Genomic DNA, 20,163 nt, shown 5'->3' on the forward strand with positions numbered 1-20,163 from the left:
TGTTCGCTTAACAAAGAAAGTCAAAAAATCGTTTTTTTGAAAGCTGCCAAACTTTATATTATTTTTACTCCGATCGCCGGAGTTACTTTGTTTGTTCAATGATCATTGATTTTGGGTATTCCCCTGAAAACCACCAACAAACCCTTGAACAGGCAATTAATCGAGCTAACTGGAACCTCTAAAACTGTGGCCGTTCTGTGATTGCAAACGAACAATTGAATACGACCGATACGCTGACACAGGAAAAAATCCTGCAAGATTATCGACTGGCTTGTGAAAGCCGCCACGCCAGCCTACTGGGCCGACGCGAGGTGATGGGTGGACGAGCCAAATTCGGCATCTTCGGCGACGGCAAGGAAATTGCCCAGCTTGCAGCCGCTCATGCCTTCAAAGCCGGCGATTTCCGTTCCGGTTACTACCGGGATCAAACCTTTGTGACGGCACTCGGCGAACTCCGGTGGACCGAATTCTTCGCCCAGCTTTACGCCCACACCGACATCGAAGCCGACCCCAACTCGGCGGGCCGCCAGATGAACGGCCACTATGCCACCCGCTGGCTCGATGAAAAAGGTCTTTGGCGCAATCAAACCGAACTTTATAATTCCGTTGGTGATATTGCCCCGACGGCAGGCCAGATTCCAAGATCAATTGGGCTGGCCTACGCATCGCGGCTGTATCGTCAGAATTCCCATCTACATCTTTTGACGACGTTTTCCCGAAATGGTAACGAAATTATTTTCGGAACCATCGGAGATGCGTCAACTTCGCAGGGCATGTTCTTCGAAACGATGAATGCCGCCGGGGTTTTGCAGGTTCCCCTGCTGATGTCGGTTTGGGACGATGGCTACGGCATTTCCGTTCCGGTGGAATACCAGACCACCAAAGCCAGCATCTCCAAAGCCCTGGCCGGTTTTCAACGAACCGATACCGAAAAAGGCATCGAAATTCTGACCGTGAAAGGCTGGGACTATCCGGCTTTGGTGGAAACCTACCAGAAAGCCGCCCGCATCTGCCGGGAAGAACACGTTCCGGTATTGGTTCACGTTCAGGAAGTTACCCAACCACAAGGCCATTCCACGTCCGGTTCGCACGAACGCTACAAAACCCCCGAACGCCTGGAATGGGAACGCCAGCACGATTGCAACCGGCAGTTTCGCCAGTGGATTCTCGAAAACGGATACGCCAGTCACGACGAGCTGGATACCATCGAGCGCGAAGCCGCCCGGGTCACCAAAGCCGCCCGTCAGGAAGCCTGGAGTGCCTATTTAGCCTCCTTAAAAGGTGATTTTGACGAGGCCATGCTGCTGCTGCAACAGGCCGCCGAAACCGCCCGGCAAGCTGAGCCGATTGCCCAGATCCGCGACCAGTTGCGCACCACCCACGTGCCGGTCCGGCGGGATGCGACGACGGCGGTAAAACGAGCCTTGCGGTATTTGCGAACCGACGATTCGGAAGCCAAACGGGGCCTGTTAGCCTGGCTGGAACGCACCACCGCCGAAAACGAAGAACGCTATAGTTCGCATTTATACAGCCAGTCGCCGGATTCCCCGCTGAACGTGACCCCGGTAGAAGCCCGCTATACGGATGAAAGTCCGCTGATCGACGGCTACCAGTTGATGCAGCGGTATTTCGACAGCCTCTTCGGCCGCGACCCGCGCGTGGTGGCGCTTGGCGAAGACGTTGGGCTGATTGGCGATGTGAACCAGGGCTTTGCCGGTTTGCAGGAAAAATACGGCGAACTGCGCATTACCGACACCGGGATTCGCGAAACCAGCATCATCGGGCAGGGCATCGGCATGGCCATGCGGGGTCTGAAACCCATCGTTGAGATTCAGTATTTCGATTATATATTTTACGCCCTGGCCACGCTCACCGACGACCTGGCCACGCTGCATTACCGCACCAAAGGCGGTCAGAAAGCGCCACTGATCATTCGAACGCGCGGCCACCGGCTGGAAGGCATCTGGCATTCGGGCTCACCCATGAGCGCGATGGTCAACAGTCTGCGCGGTTTACACATTCTGGTGCCCCGCAACATGACCCAGGCCGCCGGTTTTTACAATACCCTCATCAAAGGCGACGATCCGGCCCTGGTGGTCGAATGCCTAAACGGCTACCGGCTCAAAGAACGGCTGCCGGAGAATCTGGACGAATTTTGCCTGCCGCTCGGCGTTCCCGACATCCTGCGCGAAGGTTCCGACATCACCATTGTGACCTACGGGTCGATGTGCCGGATTGTGCTGGAAGCCGCCGAACAGCTTCACCAGTTCGACATTGAAGCCGAGGTGATCGACGTACAGACCTTGCTGCCGTTCGATCGGTCGCATGCCATTGTGGAATCCATCAAAAAAACCAGCCGGGTGTTGTTTGCCGACGAAGATTTTCCGGGTGGCGGTTCGGCCTATATGATGCAGGAGGTGATTGAAAAACAAAATGCCTACCGGTATCTCGATTCGGCTCCCCGGACGCTGTCGGCCAAGGCGCACCGCCCGGCCTACGGTTCCGACGGTGACTATTTCTCCAAACCCAGCGCTGAAGACGTTTTTGATGTAGTATATGAATTGATGAACGAAGCCGAACCGGCCCGTTTTCCGAAATTATATGGAGAGAAAAGAGGTTAGAATAGAGAAGAAAGACGCGGGAAATAAATCTCTTGTCTCTATTCTAACTTCTCTCATCTGCACCACGAAATGAGCCAGTATTTTAAAGATATACAGGAAGGCATCCAAACGACGCTGACGGGGCTGAAGCTCACGTTCCGGCATTTGCTGGATGCCCGCCAGAGCCGGAAACCGATCAACGTCCAGCAGACGGATTATTTTGGGCAGGAGACGGGCATTGTCACGCTGCAATACCCGTTTGAGACGCTTCAGGTGCCGGACAATGGCCGCTACCGGCTCCACAATGAAATGGACGATTGCATCGTCTGCGACAAGTGCGTCAAAGTGTGTCCCGTAGATTGCATCACCATCGACGCGATCAAGGCGACGGAGGAAGTCGGAAAGGCGTCGGATGGCTCGCCCATTCGGTTGTATGCAGGCAAGTTCGACATCGACATGGCCAAGTGCTGCTACTGCGGCCTTTGCACGACGGTTTGCCCGACCGAATGCCTCACAATGACGAAGACCTACGACTTCAGCGAGTTTGAGTTGGGCAACATGACGTATCATTATGCCAACCTGACGCCCGAACAGGCGGATGAAAAACGGCGGTTGTACGAACAGTTTGTGCTGGAGAAAGAAGCCATGAAGGCGCAGCAGGCCGCTGCCAAAGCCGCTCCGGCCCCTTCGCCGACGCTGGACACGCCGAAAAAACCGGTCTTCCGGCCCGGTATGAAACCCGCTCCCAAACCGGCCGAACCGGCCGTTGAGCCAACCGTCACACCAGAACCTCCGATTGAAGCGGCTGAAACCGCTCCGGTGGCAGAAACACCAACGCCAAGACCACGACCGGTTTTCCGGCCGACGCTGAAAACGCCTTCTCAACCGCCGAAGGAGGAGGCAAAACCGTTGACAGAACAAAATTCGGCGGGTTCGGTGGCTGAACACCCGCTCACGGATGTAACGCCGGACGAAGCGGAGAAGATTGCGATGGAAGGCCTGGAAAAACCGGTCGAAGAAGCCAAACCCGTCGCAGCCAAGCCTGTTTTCCGGCCGACTTTAAAACCGAAAACCGCCCCACCAGCCGGAGAAGTCAAACCGGCGGAAGCGGTTTCGTCGGAGCAACCTGCCGTTGAAGAAACGAAACCCGTTGTCGCCAAGCCGGTTTTTCGACCGACGCTGAAACCGAAAACCGCCCCGACGGCTGCGGAATCAAAAACCGTTGAAGAACCCAACCCAACGGAACCCGCGAAGATTGACCAACCGGTTGCGGAAGAACAAAAACCCGTTGCCGCCAAACCGGCGTTCCGGCCAACCATGCGGCCGAAAACCGCGTCGGCTCCGTCTGCAGAAGACCCCAAACCGGCAGAACCCGTTGCCGAAATACAACCACAACCGGAAGAGCCAGAACCGCCCGTGGACGAACAAAAACCGGACGAAGTACCAAAGCCCCGACCAGTTTTTCGGCCGACGCTGAAACCAAAACTGCCGCCGAAAGACGAGTCCTAGTCATCAAGAAAATCAGCTAAATCAGTGGTTCAGATCGTTTTTTATTTATTCGTCCTCTTCACGCTTGGATCGGCTCTGGCGGTTTTGCTGACCAAAAATGTGTTGTATGCCGCCTTTTTTCTGCTGCTGACGTTACTGGGCGTTGCGGGGCTGTTCGTCCTGGCCGGGGCCGATTTTCTGGCCGTTTCGCAAATCATGATTTACGTGGGCGGTGTGCTGGTACTGATCATTTTCGGAGTTATGCTGACGCACAAAACCGATACCGCCAAAACCGATTATACCGAACCGAATTTCATTCTGACCAAACACCGGAGTTGGCTGTGGGCCTTGCTGGTGGCAGGTGGTATTTTCAGCGTCTTGTACCGGGCGCTGGTGCGGGGGAATTTCGTCTTGCTGAATCAGGGAGAACCATCCTACCGGTCGACGGTCGATACGATTGGGCGGCAGTTGATGACCGAATACCTCATCCCGTTCGAAATAGCGGGCATTCTGCTGCTGGTGGCTCTCATTGGTGCCACGACCATTGCGGCTTCATCCCGAACTAAATAACGACTCGATGGAAATCAATTCCGGCCTATTCCTGCTCGTGGGAGCCGCCCTGTTCAGCATTGGGCTGGCGATTGTGATCCTGAAACGCCACGCGATTATGGTTCTGATGGGCATCGAACTGATGTTGAATGCGGTGAACCTGAATCTGATTGCGTTCAGTCAACACGACCCGGTTCGGTTGCAGGGGCAACTGTTCAGTCTGTTTGTCATGATTGTCGCAGCCGCCGAAGCCGCCATCGCACTGGCGATTATTTTGCAGGTGTACCGCCATTTCAACACGGTTCAACTCGATGAGATGAATGAGTTGAAGAAGTAACCGGCCTTATTTCTGTACCACGGATCATTTCCATCACGCTGAAATCAAGGATGAAAGCGACTGTTCCTGGCAATGTATATTCTCGCATCAACGAGTACCTTCGGTTGGAATTCAACCGGAGGTACAGTGCGCTAATCCCGAAAATCTTTGTCGTAGGGCAGTTGTCTTGAAGCCTTCCGCATGATGGTTGTGACAATCGAACCCGTATCACTTCCGAAGCCACGGGAAAGTGTTTTATCATATTTCCACAGAAGTTCACCGGTTTTTCCGTCGTTAATGTTAATCATCATTTTGCCGGTGTTTGTAGCCCCACCGAAACCGCCCAACATCCCAAGGGCTATGGCTGCACCATTTGACATAGGCTGGGTGCTTTCAAAGGTGCCGGAAATAATGCCGTCAACGCCCAGCATTTTGGCTAATTCTTCGGGGGTAAAACCGCTTTGCGTTTCGTCAGTAACGCCGTTGCGTTGAAGCAGTGAGTTTGTGCGGTTCGGGTCCTGCACATCAATAAACAGGTCTCTTGATTCCTGGCGTTTCAGGAAGTACGAGTGCATGGCACTCTGCACCGCTAGCCCCTCCCGCTTTTCCAGCACAGCCACCCCGGTTGCGCCACCGTTTTTTTCGACTTCTTTGGGCCGGAGTTGTAGTTTCGTTTTGAAGGGCAAAATGGCCAGCACCTTATGATTCCGGGCAATATTCCTGAAATTGGCATTCGTGTAAATCTCCCGGGTCTGGGCCAGACTGGTCAGGGCCATAAGCAGGCAACCGATGGTAAAAACAACTGATTTCATTGGAAATAATGAGTTTGGCTTTCTACTTGATTTGAATGGTTTTCTATCAGAGTGGTGTTGGCTACAGTAATCAGTGGAGCGTATGTGCTCATGCCTGATCATTGGGAAAGTTTTAAGATGAATAGCGGTATATTGAGTGGGTCTGAAGGCAGAAACACTTGCCTCCACCCTCAGACCAACGGTTTATTTTTTTGTAAAAACCTTCGTAATGTCTTCCTTATAATACATCGTAGGAGATTGGCTGAAGAGGGTATAGGTGAGCGTCAGATTGCCACTCGATAGGCTACCACCCAGGTTCTGCAGATAAAATTGCCCCTGGCTGTTGTCAGGGAACGTTTGCGGTATGCCAGTCGCAATATTTTTGTTATCAGCCTGAAATCCTGAACCACTAACCGTCGCGGTGAGACTGCCATTAGGCGCGAAATCAGCCAGCGTTAAGGTATTTCCGGATTTACTTATGGTAACTTTAAGACCATTACCGGCCGGAGCATTGGTTTCTGTCCATGTACCCACATACTGGTCAAGTGGGTCAGGCTCGTCTTTACTACAAGATGAAAACAGCAGGATGGTGGTGAAAACCACCAGCAGCGTGCGGACTGAATGAATGGAGAACATTAGCGCGAAAATGACTTGTTTTTTCATGGGACTTGATGAGATCGTTAGTTGTTTCAAAAGGATATTCCGGGAATGAGTCAGGATGTAACACCCTTTCCGGATTTTTTTTGATTTACTTTTCCCTCCGTTTTCCACTAAAAACAGAAACGGATTGCACGCCTGTGCAATCCGTTTCAACGGGTATACGATAACCCGATAGCCGAGGATCATCTTATGGTTTCACGAACTCCTTCGCTTTAGTCAACACTGCCTGCACCAGATCGGGCAGCTTGCTTTTGGTTCCGGTTACGACAAAATCTCCTACTGACACTGAGCCCTTTTTTACTTTACACGATACGGATAAGGCTTCGCCCTGTAGCGTATAAAGGCCATTCAGGGTATAGGCTCCCGGATAGTCTTTCGCTTCCATCGTCAGCATAGGCGCATCACTTCCCCGTGAGGCTATGAAGTCATTTAAAGCACTTTCGACCTTGCTTTTCAGATCAAGTACATCGTCGATTTCGGTAACTTCCTGAAAATTTTTGACCAGTAACACGGGCCTGGGTTCGGCAATATGAATCCTGGTTTTTACTGATTCGGTGACTTTCCCAATGTCGAAACTCCCTTCCGAAGCTTGACCCGGAACGGAACCTCCCCAGTGACTACCCTTTCGATAAAACGGCTTTTGAATACCACCAACGCCTTTAGCCAGGATGGGGACCTGGTTTTCCACATGCGTAAACCAGGTGACTACATCTAAAAATTCCTCTCCGTCACGCCGTAGCGCTGCGCCTTTTATGCCCTGTAGCAGGGCATAAGTGACTAACCCCTGCCCATATAGGTTGGCTTCGTAGCTAACAGCATCGGCAGCCGAACCGGCCAGTACATACAGCCCCATCCGTTCCTGCAACCGATCCAGCGCCCGAATTTGACTACCGGGAACATCGCGGGCCGCCAGAATTTTTTCGGCTCCTTTCCCGGCCGAACAGACATCCAGAATCAACACTTTTTTCTTGGCTGGTATTTTCCGGAGGTAACCAATAAGTTCCTGACTCGATAGCGCGTATTGCTGACGAATGGCGGGGTCGTTCAAATAGCTCACATCGGCTGAGGTGGCTCCGGCCAGGAGAAAATACAAGTCCCCATTCTCTCCACCATAATTGACGGCATGACCAGAGAGGTGTAACACGAAAACATCCTCAGCCTTCGTCTGTTGGGCCTCTACCAATGCCTTCACAATGGCGGCTTTGGTAGACTGGGCAAGGCCGCCGGGTTTGGTGACCAGCAATTGTACCTTCACATTGGCCGGACCGAATAGCTCACTGGCAGCCAGCGTAAGCCCGTTGGCGATTTGCTCGGCATCGGAATGGGCAAAATGAAGCCCAATGTTGGATGTTCCGACGGCCACGGCCCGAAAGCGTACGGTTTTGCGATCAACGGATGACGGTGTTTTCTCAGGCACACCACCACGGGCAGTGATGGGCGGTTTATAGCTGATTTCTACCGGGCGGCTGCGGAGCCAGCCTTCCCAATTTTGCGCCACCACTCGGATACTATTTTGCGCATCCGTATAGAAATGATTCGTGAAGGAAGCCAGTGGCAACTCAAGCGAGAGCGTATTCTGGTTGCTATCTCCCTTCGGGTCCCTGCGTAAATCCTCCACTATTTCTGCGCCGTTAATAAAAACGGATACCGGGCCAATACCGCCTTTTCGATTGTTAAGTTGAACAATCAGTTTGTCGCTCTGAATCGAAAGCTGGATACCCGGAGGCAGGGTGACGTTCTCAAAGGCAGGTACCTGACGGAGCGGCTCGTTTCTATATCCCATCAGAATGGGCAGCAGACCCGGCTGGTAGTAGCGTTGTTTGAGTTGATCTAGTTCAATGACTTTCCACGGCTCATCGCAGTCGGTGGGGTCGTTCACCACGTAATACATCAGTTTCATGGCTCCCGGCGAGGCATCGAACAGGCCGGAGGGGGTGGTTACGACCCAATTGGTAGAATCAACGGCAATGAGGGTAGCGATTTCTTTACCGGTATTCGTATCCCAGGCTTTTATCGTATTGTCAAACGAGCTTGACAGCATCTTTTGCCCATTATGTAAGAAGCTGACTTGCGTAACTTTATCAGTATGTCCTTTGAATATTTTTTTTTCTTTTGTAGTAATATTCCACACTATAATTTGATTGTCATCAGATCCTGAAACAATATACTGACCATCGGGCGAAAAGGCGACCGAGTTGACGGTTCCTGTATGCCCTTCAAATTGATAGATTTCCTGCTTGCTGACTGCGTCCCATAATCGTACAGTCTTGTCCCAGGAGCCTGAAACGATGTACTTGTTATTGGGGGAAAAAGCAGCAGACCCAACTGCACCAGTATGCCCCTTAAATTGGTGGAGTTGTTGCCCACTGCGTATGTCCCATAACCGTATTGTCTGATCCCAGCCCGTCGAAATAATAGATACACTATCAGAGGAAAAGGCAATAGAATTAACTTTTCCCTTATGCCCTTTAAGCTCACGGATGAGTTGGCCACTCACAATGTCCCATTGCTGCAAATTGCCTCCACTTTTTACGATTCCCTCTCCCGAAAAAACATAACGATTGTCTGGAGAAAAGCCAATAGAACTAATACTAAAATCACTGTTGCCTACCGAAAATCTATGAATTACTTTTCCTGTTGAAGCATCATGAAGTCTGAAAGTATTATTCCATGTTCTTCTGGATAAAATATATTTCTCATTAGGCGACAAAGCGATCCCAGTCATCCATCTTAGATCATCCTCATATCCCAAACAGCGAAAATCCTGGCTATCGGTAAAGCTCCATCGTTGCAGAGGCTCAAGATAAGAACTCAATATCATGTAATCGCCATTAGGCGCTAAAGCAAAATGGGGTTTTCTATCACTCGGATTTTGATGAAAACGTCGAGCGACTAGCCCTGTTTTAATATCCCATAATTTTAAATCATCAGACGAACCTAGAATATAGTTGCCGTCAGGCGAAAAAGCAACAGACATAATACGACCCGGGAATTGGCGGATTTCTCGCCAACGAGCGACGTCCCATAATAGTATCCTATGGTCAGAAGAGCCAGAAGAGATAATATATTTACCATCAGGGGAAAGAGCGTCAAGATGCCCATTAAATTGGTGAATTTCGCGTCCACTATTTACGTTCCATAACCTTACCGTTTTATCCTCAGATCCTGAAATAATAGAAAGACTATCAGGCGAAAAGGTGACCGAGTAGACTCCGTCTGTGTGGCCTTCAAACCGACGAATTTCCTCACCAGTAGCCACATTCCATAATCGTATCGTGTTGTCTTGGTTAGTTCCACAGTCTGAACCACTACATCCAGCTCCTGAAAGGGCATACTGGCCATCTGGTGAAATATCGACAGATTTAACATAAGAGCCCCCCTCACCAGTATGCCCCTTAAACTTACGAACTAGCTTGCCAGTACTAGTTTTCCACAGTCTTAACGTGTTGTCCCAGGAGCCTGATAAAATATAGTCCCCATCCCGAGAGAAAGCTAAAGATGAAACGTAACTCATTCTCCCATTTCCCGGGTATTTACCCATTTTTTTATAAAGACGACTACGTTCTCGGTTCGTAAATCCTTTGTCGTCTCTAAACCTACGTATTTCCCGACCTGTCGTTATATCCCATAGTATGATACTTTTATCCTCCAGGCTTCCGCCAGAAATGATATAGCGACCGTCGGAGGAAAAGGCAACTGTTGTTACGTCATCCGTATGTCCTTCAAATCTATGTATTTCACGGCCCGTCTCAACTTCCCATAAACGCACCGTTTTATCTCTCGATCCTGATATCGCATATTTTCCATTTGGTGAAATGGCTACAGAGGTAATTGTGCTCGTATGCCCAACCGGCACCACCAACTCCGGCTTCTGGGCATAGGCAAAAGGAGCCAGAAATAGATGCAAAAGAAGTGTGGTAATAAGTAAACAGCTCATAGCTGTCGGGCTCAGGTATTGGCAACTGGTTTGCGAAAAGAACAGCCTGGCGGTGATTCGCAAATACAGAAATAGCGTTCGATTCATAGTTGAAAGTAAGCCATACAAGTAGTCAAAATCAGATTAAATGATTTAAAAAACCTGGCTCCAATTAGCATAGAGCCAGGCACAAATTGAAGGGCATGAATGAACCGGAAAGCTTGGCCAAAGCTCGTTACAGTTGATTATTCGCGTAGAATAAGGAATTGTAACAGCTTCATTGAAAAAAAATGAGAGATTTTAGGAGGAGGCCGATCTGGGCGTGCTCGCTGAACGGTTTCACAGGTGAATGGAAGGAAGAAAACCAGAAGTTCAGCGAGCACGCCCAAACTCATACCACGGACAACCGTTCCCGTTAATCCGTCGGTACCGTGGTCTTCTTCATCGCAGCGATTCCCCCTTCCACATTCACCAGGTTGTCGAACCCTCTGGCTTTCAGGATCGAAGCCGCCACCATCGAGCGGTAACCACCCGCGCAGTGGATGTATAACCGCTCGGTTTTGTCCACTTCGGTCAGGTGCTCATTCAGCGTATCGAGCGGCCAGTTCCTGGCATCCCGAACGTGTTCGACGGCAAACTCGTCGGGCCGGCGAACATCCACGACGGTTCCTTCGCCATGTTGTCGGGCAAACGCATCGGCTGAGACGGAGTCGATGGCATCCACTTCTTTTCCGGCTTTTTGCCACGACGAAAAACCGCCTTCCAGGTAGCCAATGCTGTGATCGTAGCCCACGCGGGCCAGTCGCCGAACGGCTTCTTCTTCTTCACCAACGGCGGTGACGAGCGCAATGGGTTGCTTCAAATCCGGAATCAACGCGCCCACCCAGGGGGCAAACTGGCCGTGCAACCCAATATTGATGGCGTTGGGAATAAAGCCTTTGGCAAAGTCCGGCGCGTCGCGGACGTCGAGCACCAGCGCACCGGTTTCGTTGACAGCCGCTTCAAAAGCCTCCGGCGACAGAGCCTGATGACCGCGCTCCATGACGTCGTCGATGGCTTCGTAGCCTTCCTTGTTCAGCCGGGCGTTTTCCGCAAAATACGCCGGCGCTTTGGTTAACCCGTCGAGCACGGCCTTGATAAACTCCTCTTTCGTTTGCGCCCGCAGTGCGTAATTAAACCGCTTCTGGTTTCCGAGCGTATCGGTCGTTTCCTTGCTCATGTTCTTCCCACAGGCCGACCCGGCCCCGTGCGCCGGATACACGATGACGTCATCTTCCAGCGGCATAATCTTCATATGCAGGCTATCATACAGCATCCCGGCCAGATCCTGCTCGGTCAGATTGCCTTTGATGGCCAGATCCGGGCGACCCACATCGCCGATGAACAGCGTATCGCCGGTAAAAATCGCGTGGTTTTTGCCGTTTTCATCCACCAGCAGATACGTAGTCGATTCCGGCGTGTGGCCCGGTGTGTGCAAGGCTTTGATGGTCAGTTTTCCGAGTTTGAATACTTCGCCATCCTGCGCACGGTGGGACTCAAAACTGGTTTGTGCGGTTGGGCCGTAGACAATCGTCGCACCCGTTTTTTTGGCCAGATCAAGATGACCGGAAACAAAATCGGCATGAAAATGCGTCTCAAACACGTACTTGATCCACGCTCCGTTGCGTTCGGCTTTTTTCTGATAAGGAGCGGTTTCACGCAAAGGGTCGATCACGGCGGCTTCGCCCTCACTTTCAATATAATAGGCTCCCTGAGCCAGGCATCCGGTGTAGAGTTGTTCGATGATCATCTCGGTTCAGTTCAATTGTGCTCATGCCCAAAGTTGGGGAAACTTTGGCAAAGCCAGGGGTCATTTAATAAAAGCGCCTAAAACTCAGTCGAGTTTTAGGCGCTTTTTGACATCAGTAAAAAGGAATTATTTCGCCCTCAGCTTGCTATGGTACCGTCCGTAGACGAAGTAAATCAACAACCCAATGCCCATCCAGACGATCAGGCGGGTCCAGTTTTCCCAGCCCAGACTCAGGATCATGGCCAGACAGATGAGCGCTCCCAACGGACAAACAATGAGATAAAAGGGCGTTTTGAACGGACGAACCAGATTCGGGTCGGTTTTGCGCAGAATCATGATGCCCAGACACACCAGCACGAAGGCAAACAGCGTTCCGATGCTGGTCATGTCACCCACGACGCTATCGGGAATGAAGGCGGCAAAAATGGAAACGAAAACAAAAAATACCCACTGCGAACGGTATGGCGTTTTGTATTTCGGGTGCAGTTTTGAGAAAATCGCCGGCACCAGTCCATCTTTGCTCATGGTGTAGAAGACGCGGGTTTGGCCCAGCAACATCACCAGAATCACCGAAGAAAAACCGGCCAGAATTGCTACCGTTACCATCGAAGCCAGCCATTCATAACCGGGCATGTAATGCGTAATGGCGTAAACAACCGACGCTTCTCCCCCGTGGCCCATGAATTCTTTGTAGGGTGCCAAACCGGTCAGAACGTGCGAAAACAGAATGTACAGGAACGTACAGATCGCCAGCGAAACCAGGATACCGACAGGCATATCCTTCTGCGGATTCTTGGCTTCCTGCGCGGCTGTTGAAACCGCATCGAAACCGATGAACGCAAAGAACACGATACCAGCGCCCCGCAGCACACCCAGCCAGCCGTGGTTGAGCGGGTCGGCATAGTTGTGAATCTGGCCGGTGCTCAGCGTAGCCGTTCCCGCATCAGCCGGAATCAGATACGGCACGTGGTTGGCAGGGTTGATGAATTTCCAGGCGAGAGCGATGATCAGCAGCACAATGCTCACTTTCACAATCACGATGATGTTGTTGAACGTCGCCGACTCCTGCGTCCCTCTGATCAATAACATACTCAACATCAGTAGAATAAAGACCGCAGGCAGGTTGATAATTCCGTGTACACCCGCTTCACCGGCGTACATGCCCAGCCCGTCGCTGATCTGAAAGGGAGAGTGACACCATTGATAGGGTATATGAAACTTGAAGAAGTCGTAAAAGAGCGCATTGAGGTATTGCGACCAGCCAATCGAAACCGTGGCCGCACCCAGCGCATATTCCAGCACCAAATCCCAGCCAATAATCCAGGCGATAAATTCGCCCATCGTGGTATAACTATAGGTGTAGGCACTACCTGCAATGGGAATCATCGACGCAAACTCCGCATAGCACAACCCGGCGAGCGCACAGGCAAAAGCCGCAATGGCAAACGAGATGGTAACCCCCGGCCCGGCATGACCACCAGCCGCGGCTGCGGTTCGGACGAATAACCCGGCACCGATGATGGCCCCAATCCCGAGGGCAATCAGGTTCGTTGAGCTTAATGTGCGTTTTAAAGTTCCTTCCTGACTAATTGGATCCAGACTGTTGGGCTCGGCAGCCGTCTCTTCCATGAGCTTGCTGATCGACTTCTTCGCCCAGAGTTGATTTTTAGTTTGGGTTGATGCTTTGGTAGACTCCATATAGAACCGAATAAAATTTTACGGATTAAATGTTTTGCAAAATAAGGCTTTTGTGGTTGTAGTCAATACAAGAAAACCGAAATATAAAAAAGGGATAAAGACGATCTCTGTCCTTATCCCTTTTTCGTTTAGCATCCTTAAGCTTTGGCGCGGGCTGCTTTGCCGGTTGCCGGCGGTTCCGGCGTGGCGGCAACTTCGTTGAGCTGGTCGCGGCTCAGGGCATCGACCACAATCGGCGTCGCCACAAACAGCGACGAATAGGTTCCGACAATGACCCCGATCAGCATCGCGAACGAGAAACCGCGGATGGTTTCGCCACCGAAGAAGAACAGCACGATCAACACCAGCATGGTGGAAAGACCCGTCACGGCGGTGCGGCTCAGGGTGCTGTTCAAGGCGTTGTTGATAATCACCGGAATGCTTTCCTTGCGGCCTTTCGTATCGTTCAGGTATTCCCGAACGCGGTCAAAGACGACGACGGTATCGTTCATCGAATACCCCATGATGGTCAGCAAGGCCCCGATAAACGCCTGATCGACATCCAGTGAGAACGGCAACCAGCCGTTGCCAATTGAGAAAATAGCCAGGATGATCAACACGTCGTGGAACAACGCGACGACGGCACCGTAGCCGAAAGCCAGCTTTTTAAACCGGATCAGAATGTAACAAAATACCACGGCAACGGCCAGCAAAATCGACCAGAGGGCGGAATAAATCAAGTCATTGGCAATGGCCGGACCTACTTTCTGCGAACTTTCGACGGAGCTTTTGTTGCCCTGAATTTTGCCCAGACCGGCGAGTAATTTCGTTTCCGTCTGTTTGTCGGCTTCCGGTGTGGTGGCGTCGGCCAGGTAGCTGGTCGTAATCTTGACTTGATTAGCAGCGCCAATGCCAGTACCACCATACGTTTTTACTTCGAGTGAACCGGGCAATTCATTTTCCAGTGCATTCCGCACGTCGTCGGTACTGACACTGTTTTCAAAACGAACGACATACGACCGTCCGCCTTTGAAATCGACACCCAGACCGAAGCCTTTGAAAATCACCGAAATGATCCCCAAACCGATGATAACCGACGAAATCGTGTAGTACAACTTCCGACGCGAAACGAAGTCGAACGCCGAATCTTTGAAGAGATTTCTCGACCAGCTCGTCCCGAAAGGCAGCGTTTTACCGTTCTTCACGTATTGTTCCAGAATAATCCGGGTAATGAAAATGGCCGCAAACAGCGACGTCAGAATACCGATGACGAGCGTGGTGGCAAAACCCAGAATCAGACCCGTTCCGAAAATAAACAGGATCACACCGGTTAAGAGCGTCGTTACGTTCGAGTCGATGATGGACGAATAAGCATTCGAGAAACCGTCGGAAATAGCCTGTTTGAACGGTTTTCCCAGTGCCAGTTCCTCCTTGATCCGCTCAAAAATCAGTACGTTGGCATCGACGGCCATACCAATCGTCAACACGATACCGGCGATACCGGGCATGGTCAAAACCGCCCCCAGCGAAGCCATAATCCCCAGCAGGAAGAACAGGTTAACAAACAGGGCAAGGTCGGCAATGAAACCGGCACTGCCGTAGTAGGCTACCACGAAAATCAGGACGATGATCAACCCCACTACCGACGAAAGAACCCCCGCCGAAACCGCTTCTGAACCCAGCGTAGCACCGACAACCGCTTCTTCTACAATGTTGGTAGGCGCAGGTAACTTACCGGCTTTCAGAATGTTGGACATATCCTTGGTTTCTTCCACGGTGAAGTTCCCTGAAATGCTGGAGCTACCGTTCGGAATTTCGTTCTGAACCGTAGGTGCGGTATACACCAGGTTATCCAGAATAATGGCAACCGGGCGGTTGATGTTGGCCGCCGTCAGTGCACGCCATTTGCGGGCACCTTCCGCGTTCATCCGCATCGTTACTTCCGGACGGCCCCGGTCGTCGTAGTCGTTGGTGGCATCGACAATCACATCGCCTTCCAGGGGTGCTTTGCCGGCTGGTTTACGAATGAAATACAACGGCAGAATTTCCTTGTTGTCGTTGGTAACGATGGCTTTGCGGTCCCACATCAGAACGGCATCCGCCGGGAACAGGGCTTTTACATTGGCACGGCTCAGAATGTCGTTGGCACGAGCCGTATCTTTCAGGTAAACCCCCAATTGGTTCTGCGACATCGGCACGAACAGGCTCGTCAAAGCCGCGTTCTGGGCCGCTGTTGCCGAAGTATCTGACTTGGCACTGTCGCCTTTGGCAGTCTGGTTTTTCTGCGCTAACTGAGCCGCCAGCGAGTTGTCTTTTTTCGTCGTGTCCGTGGTTGCGGTCGTTGAAGCCGGTTTTTGGGTAGCTGCGATCTTCCGTTCGGCTTCCATCTGCACGAGGTACGCGCCCAGTTGATCCAGCCCACCGGCTACATCGTTCAGGGTATAGACTTCGGCAAATTCCAGTTTGGCCGCACCGGATAACAGACGACGCACGCGCTCCGGATTGTCGACACCCGGTAGTTCGATCAGAATACGGCCCGAACCGGGCAACCGCTGAATGTTCGGGTTGGCAACCCCAAACTTATCGACCCGCGCCTGAATGATCTGGAACGCCCGGCTGATGGAACCGTCGACTTCGTCGTTGATCAGTTTGCGAACTTCGGCATCCGACGACTGAAAGTTGATTTTGCCCCGGTTGGTGCTGTTGGCAAAAATCGTCGCCAGTTTCGTGTTTGGTGCCACCTCTTTGTAGGCGCTGATAAAATTATCCACAAATTTCGATTGCCCCGATTTCTGGGCTTCGGTCGCTTTTTTCAGCGCCTGTTCGAATTTCGGATCACGGGTGCCACCGGCCAGACCGCGCAGGATTTCGGAGGGCGATACTTCCAGCACGACGTGCATACCGCCCTGCAGGTCAAGACCCAGACCCAATTCGCGGGTGGTTACTTCTTCCAGCGTGTTGCCCAGATAAACCGGTTCTTTCCAGAGGGAATCGATGTAATGCTGTTTTTTGGTGATATCCACATCACCCTTCGTGTTGGTGGCATAGGTGGTCGCGTCATTTTTGATGCTGTTCGACACGAACGTAAACGACAGATAGTAAATGCACAATAGCGCAACTACACCCGTCAGAATGAGTATTCCGACTCGGTTTTGCATTGAAATAGAAAAAAGAGATGAGATTAAAGAATAAAGAGAACGCGAAGAGTGAAAAGCCGGGAGACATCGAAAAACCGTATTCAGTACGGTTATAATTCTAGTATCTCTTGTCTAACCTCTCACTTCTAGAAAAATCAGGGCGCATTGATGGCGATGTGATGCCCGAAAACGTAGCGAAAAAACGAGAAATAAAAATAAGGGACTTCCGAATACCGGGGAATAACCGTTTGTTTCAGGACAAAAAACAAGACGGGCGGTGGCAGCAGATAAACCGCCTGGGCGAAACCAAACGTCAGCGCGGGCGTGACAACAGCATCAAACGAGGTCGCCTGAACGACAACCTGCTGGGCATCGGCGGCTTTCTTTTCCTTCTTCGGCGTTTGAACAGTTTGCTTTGCCGGCAGTTGTTCAACAGACAACCACGAAGGCCCGCCCGATGCCACCAGGAGTAGCAAGCCAGTCAGGAAGAGGCTCATCAAACGAATATAATCGTTACGCTGTTGCTTCATGGACGTTTAAAATGGTTCGCCGGAACGAGGGGAACAAATTTCGTGATAGTTCGGCAAGAAAGCAAATCGGTTTTTTTCGGGTATTTTTTCAAGAAGTCCACTAACTTTCGCCGAAATAATTAAAAATGACATTACAGGAGTTTATCAAACTGGCCCTAGCCGAAGATATCGGCGATGGCGATCATACCTCGCTCTCGACCATTCCGGCCGATGCCCAGAAGCGCGCCCGGCTTTTGGTGAAGCAGGACGGCGTGCTGGCGGGTGTTGAAGTGGCCGAAGCGGTTTTTCGGGAAGTGGACCCGGACTTGCAGGTTCATGTCAACATCCAGGATGGCTCGGCCATTCATTACGGCGATATTGTGCTGACGGTCAGCGGTCGGGCACAGTCGATTCTGAAAGCGGAGCGGCTGGTGCTGAACTGCATGCAGCGCATGAGCGGCATTGCGACCCACACCCGAACGATGGTAAACATGCTGGAAGGCACCAAAACCCGGTTGCTGGATACGCGGAAAACAACGCCGAACTTCCGGATTTGCGAGAAAATGGCGGTCAAGATTGGCGGTGCCATCAACCACCGCTTCGGCCTGTTCGACATGATTCTGATCAAAGACAACCACCTCGACTACGCGGGCGGTATCGAAGCAGCCGTTACCAAAGCCGTTCAGTATCTGAAAGCCACCGGCCGCACCCTGCCGATTGAAGTGGAAGTCCGAAATCAGAAGGAGGTGGAAGAAGTGCTGCGGATCGGGCAAATCGACCGCATGTTGCTGGATAATTTCGAACCGGCAGAATTGAAACGGATGGTGGAACTGATCGACGGGCGGATGGTTACGGAAGCATCGGGCGGGATCAACGAAACCAACCTGCACGCCTACGCGGATTCTGGCGTCGATTACATTTCATCCGGTGCCCTGACGCACCAGGTCAAGAGCCTGGACATGAGCCTGAAAGCCTATTGAGACATGTTACACGATTATGTTGACATTTGCCGCGAGTTAGTTTTGTCAACTATTGACTCAAATCGCTATGCCGTTTTTCTGTTCGGAAGCCGGGCGCGGGGCAATCACTTTCCTCATTCGGATATTGACATTGGCTTGTGGGGAAACGAGGAAATGGATGCTCGGACCATGCTGGATCTTGAAGAAGCATTAGAGAACAGCATGATTCCTTATAAAGTTGATTTGGTTGATTTTAAGCGTACTGACGAATCGTTCCGGAAAGTAGCCCTGGAAAATATAGTAATATGGAACAGCCCTCCGGCCTTTCATTGGCCTTTAACGACTACGACCGTGCATTGACTAGTTTTGCCCGTGCGCTTCAGAAAGACCTAAGCTTGTATGATGAGGAGACACAGGATTTGTTGAAAAACGGGCAGATCCAAAAATTTGAGTATTGTTGTGAGTTGGCCTGGAAACTGGGCAAGCGCTACCTGGAAACCGAACTGGCCATTCTGCAAGTCTCACCCATCGGCGTATACAGGGAATTATTTTTAAATAACATTCTGAGTGAAACCTCTTTTCAGGCACTTAGGGATACCATTCTTGACCGAAATTTACTTAGCCACGTTTATAAAGAAACCCTGTTCGCAACTATTCATGAAAAGCTGCCTGCTCATCTCAATACGCTGCAACAGTACCAACAGGAAATTACCCAAAAGGGAGATGACTAATTTTCTCCCAAATTTGTTCACTTACTATGGCAACGATCCCACTCACTTTAGATGAAGAAATCCGGCAAATCGGTTACATCAGCCGTTCCACGCCGAAAGACAAAGACGTTTTAATGGACGAAATCCGGCGGATGAAGAAGGAGAAAAACGCCGTGATTCTGGCCCACTATTACGTTGACAGCGACATTCAGGACCTGGCCGACTACATCGGCGACAGCCTCGGGTTGTCGCAGCAGGCAGCCGCCACCGACGCCGAGATGATTGTGTTCTGCGGAGTGCATTTCATGGGCGAAACCGCCAAAATTCTGTCGCCCCACAAGAAAGTCGTCATTCCCGATATGAACGCCGGTTGTTCGCTGGCCGACTCGGCCCCGGCCGATCAGTTTGCGGCTTTCAAGGCCCAACACCCGGATCATATTGTGATCAGTTACATCAACTGCTCGGCGGAAATCAAGGCCTTGTCGGACATCATCTGCACCTCGTCGAACGCGGTGAAGATTGTGGAAAGTCTGCCGAAAGACCAGAAAATTATCTTCGCGCCGGATGCCAACCTGGGGCGGTTTGTGTCCAAAAAAACCGGTCGGAATATGGTGTTGTGGGATGGTGCCTGCATTGTCCACATCGATATTTCGCTGGAAAAACTGACGGCTTTGCGTCAGAAATACCCCGAAGCCAAGTTCATTGCCCACCCCGAATGCCAGGAACACATCCTGAGTCAGGCCGATTTTGTGGGTTCGACCACGGCCCTGCTGAAATACGTGAAGGATCAGCCCGACGAGGTGTTCATTGTCGGCACGGAAGCCGGTATTCTGCACAAGATGAAGCAATCGGTGCCGAACAAGAAAATCATTCCGGCTCCGGCCAGTGAAAACAATACCTGCGCCTGTTCGGAATGTCCGTACATGAAAATGAACACGCTCGAAAAGTTGTACAATACGTTGTATTACGAAAAACCGGAGATTTTTGTGCCGGAAGACATTCGCGTGAAAGCCGAGGCATCGGTTTTGCGGATGCTGGAAATGAGTAAGGGATTGTAAATTA

At 51.3% G+C, this 20,163-nt stretch carries 15 protein-coding genes; 8 read left to right on the top strand and 7 right to left on the bottom strand.

Annotation, left to right across the window (positions count from 1 at the left end):
- Positions 1-197: 197 nt before the first annotated feature.
- The 4 genes from DUE52_RS22355 to nuoK all read left to right on the top strand — a co-directional run bounded on the left by DUE52_RS22355 (position 198) and on the right by nuoK (position 4,974).
- A complete protein-coding gene (locus DUE52_RS22355) occupies positions 198-2,621 on the top strand; it encodes an alpha-ketoacid dehydrogenase subunit alpha/beta (RefSeq protein ID WP_165840999.1) in 2,424 nt (807 codons plus the stop codon).
- Positions 2,622-2,690: 69 nt separating this feature from the next.
- The gene (locus tag DUE52_RS22360) at positions 2,691-4,109 is read left to right on the top strand and encodes a 4Fe-4S binding protein (RefSeq protein WP_114408281.1); all 1,419 of its coding nucleotides are present in this window, start codon (positions 2,691-2,693) and stop codon (positions 4,107-4,109) included.
- A 24-nt stretch (positions 4,110-4,133) separates the two neighbouring features.
- Positions 4,134-4,658 (top strand): NADH-quinone oxidoreductase subunit J family protein, encoded by a 525-nt coding sequence (locus tag DUE52_RS22365; protein ID WP_114408282.1) that lies wholly within the window; start codon positions 4,134-4,136, stop codon positions 4,656-4,658.
- A gap of 7 nt (positions 4,659-4,665) precedes the next feature.
- The gene (nuoK, locus tag DUE52_RS22370) at positions 4,666-4,974 is read left to right on the top strand and encodes an NADH-quinone oxidoreductase subunit NuoK (RefSeq protein ID WP_114408283.1); all 309 of its coding nucleotides are present in this window, start codon (positions 4,666-4,668) and stop codon (positions 4,972-4,974) included.
- Between the two features lie 131 nt (positions 4,975-5,105).
- Here nuoK and DUE52_RS22375 read toward each other — a convergent pair whose 3' ends face one another.
- From DUE52_RS22375 to DUE52_RS22405, 7 genes are all read right to left on the bottom strand, one after another.
- Positions 5,106-5,765: a hypothetical protein gene (locus tag DUE52_RS22375; RefSeq protein ID WP_114408284.1), complete on the bottom strand. Its 660-nt coding sequence runs from the start codon at positions 5,763-5,765 to the stop codon at positions 5,106-5,108.
- Between the two features lie 183 nt (positions 5,766-5,948).
- Positions 5,949-6,407 (bottom strand): hypothetical protein, encoded by a 459-nt coding sequence (locus DUE52_RS22380; protein ID WP_229312266.1) that lies wholly within the window; start codon positions 6,405-6,407, stop codon positions 5,949-5,951.
- A gap of 184 nt (positions 6,408-6,591) precedes the next feature.
- Positions 6,592-10,428: a caspase family protein gene (locus DUE52_RS22385; protein WP_114408285.1), complete on the bottom strand. Its 3,837-nt coding sequence runs from the start codon at positions 10,426-10,428 to the stop codon at positions 6,592-6,594.
- A 307-nt stretch (positions 10,429-10,735) separates the two neighbouring features.
- Positions 10,736-12,109 (bottom strand): MBL fold metallo-hydrolase, encoded by a 1,374-nt coding sequence (locus DUE52_RS22390; protein WP_114408286.1) that lies wholly within the window; start codon positions 12,107-12,109, stop codon positions 10,736-10,738.
- 126 nt (positions 12,110-12,235) lie between these two features.
- On the bottom strand, positions 12,236-13,807 hold the full coding sequence (locus DUE52_RS22395) for an amino acid permease (protein ID WP_114408287.1): 1,572 nt from the start codon (positions 13,805-13,807) through the stop codon (positions 12,236-12,238).
- Positions 13,808-13,944: 137 nt separating this feature from the next.
- A complete protein-coding gene (gene secDF, locus DUE52_RS22400; RefSeq protein WP_114408288.1) occupies positions 13,945-16,944 on the bottom strand; it encodes a protein translocase subunit SecDF in 3,000 nt (999 codons plus the stop codon).
- 134 nt (positions 16,945-17,078) lie between these two features.
- Positions 17,079-17,453, bottom strand: coding sequence for a hypothetical protein (locus tag DUE52_RS22405; RefSeq protein WP_114408289.1), 375 nt, complete (start codon positions 17,451-17,453; stop codon positions 17,079-17,081).
- Between the two features lie 125 nt (positions 17,454-17,578).
- Between DUE52_RS22405 and nadC the strand changes: the two genes are divergently transcribed.
- The 4 genes from nadC (at position 17,579) to nadA (ending at position 20,159) form a co-directional block, all read left to right on the top strand.
- Positions 17,579-18,412, top strand: coding sequence for a carboxylating nicotinate-nucleotide diphosphorylase (gene nadC, locus DUE52_RS22410; protein WP_114408290.1), 834 nt, complete (start codon positions 17,579-17,581; stop codon positions 18,410-18,412).
- Positions 18,413-18,415: 3 nt separating this feature from the next.
- Positions 18,416-18,751 (top strand): nucleotidyltransferase domain-containing protein, encoded by a 336-nt coding sequence (locus DUE52_RS33135; protein ID WP_114408291.1) that lies wholly within the window; start codon positions 18,416-18,418, stop codon positions 18,749-18,751.
- A complete protein-coding gene (locus DUE52_RS22420) occupies positions 18,697-19,122 on the top strand; it encodes a nucleotidyltransferase substrate binding protein (RefSeq protein ID WP_114408292.1) in 426 nt (141 codons plus the stop codon). Before DUE52_RS33135 ends, DUE52_RS22420 begins: the two co-directional genes overlap by 55 nt.
- Before the next feature lie 113 nt (positions 19,123-19,235).
- Positions 19,236-20,159 carry a quinolinate synthase NadA gene (nadA, locus tag DUE52_RS22425; RefSeq protein ID WP_374755919.1) on the top strand — a complete coding sequence of 308 codons (924 nt, stop codon included), beginning with the start codon at positions 19,236-19,238 and terminating at the stop codon, positions 20,157-20,159.
- The last annotated feature ends 4 nt before the right edge of the window (positions 20,160-20,163 follow it).

Source organism: Larkinella punicea (assembly GCF_003334855.1).
In the GTDB taxonomy this organism is placed as follows: domain Bacteria; phylum Bacteroidota; class Bacteroidia; order Cytophagales; family Spirosomataceae; genus Larkinella; species Larkinella punicea.

Bases quoted from the DNA above. Each gene is read 5' to 3' on its own strand.
- nadA (WP_374755919.1), top strand. From the start codon at position 19,236: ATGGACGAAATCCGGCGGATGAAGAAGGAGAAAAACGCCGTGATTCTG.
- DUE52_RS22420 (WP_114408292.1), top strand. From the start codon at position 18,697: ATGGAACAGCCCTCCGGCCTTTCATTGGCCTTTAACGACTACGACCGT.
- secDF (WP_114408288.1), bottom strand. From the start codon at position 16,944: ATGCAAAACCGAGTCGGAATACTCATTCTGACGGGTGTAGTTGCGCTA.
- DUE52_RS22390 (WP_114408286.1), bottom strand. From the start codon at position 12,109: ATGATCATCGAACAACTCTACACCGGATGCCTGGCTCAGGGAGCCTAT.
- DUE52_RS22385 (WP_114408285.1), bottom strand. From the start codon at position 10,428: ATGAATCGAACGCTATTTCTGTATTTGCGAATCACCGCCAGGCTGTTC.
- DUE52_RS22405 (WP_114408289.1), bottom strand. From the start codon at position 17,453: ATGAAGCAACAGCGTAACGATTATATTCGTTTGATGAGCCTCTTCCTG.
- nadC (WP_114408290.1), top strand. From the start codon at position 17,579: ATGACATTACAGGAGTTTATCAAACTGGCCCTAGCCGAAGATATCGGC.
- DUE52_RS22360 (WP_114408281.1), top strand. From the start codon at position 2,691: ATGAGCCAGTATTTTAAAGATATACAGGAAGGCATCCAAACGACGCTG.
- DUE52_RS22380 (WP_229312266.1), bottom strand. From the start codon at position 6,407: ATGAAAAAACAAGTCATTTTCGCGCTAATGTTCTCCATTCATTCAGTC.
- nuoK (WP_114408283.1), top strand. From the start codon at position 4,666: ATGGAAATCAATTCCGGCCTATTCCTGCTCGTGGGAGCCGCCCTGTTC.
- DUE52_RS33135 (WP_114408291.1), top strand. From the start codon at position 18,416: ATGTTACACGATTATGTTGACATTTGCCGCGAGTTAGTTTTGTCAACT.
- DUE52_RS22375 (WP_114408284.1), bottom strand. From the start codon at position 5,765: ATGAAATCAGTTGTTTTTACCATCGGTTGCCTGCTTATGGCCCTGACC.
- DUE52_RS22395 (WP_114408287.1), bottom strand. From the start codon at position 13,807: ATGGAGTCTACCAAAGCATCAACCCAAACTAAAAATCAACTCTGGGCG.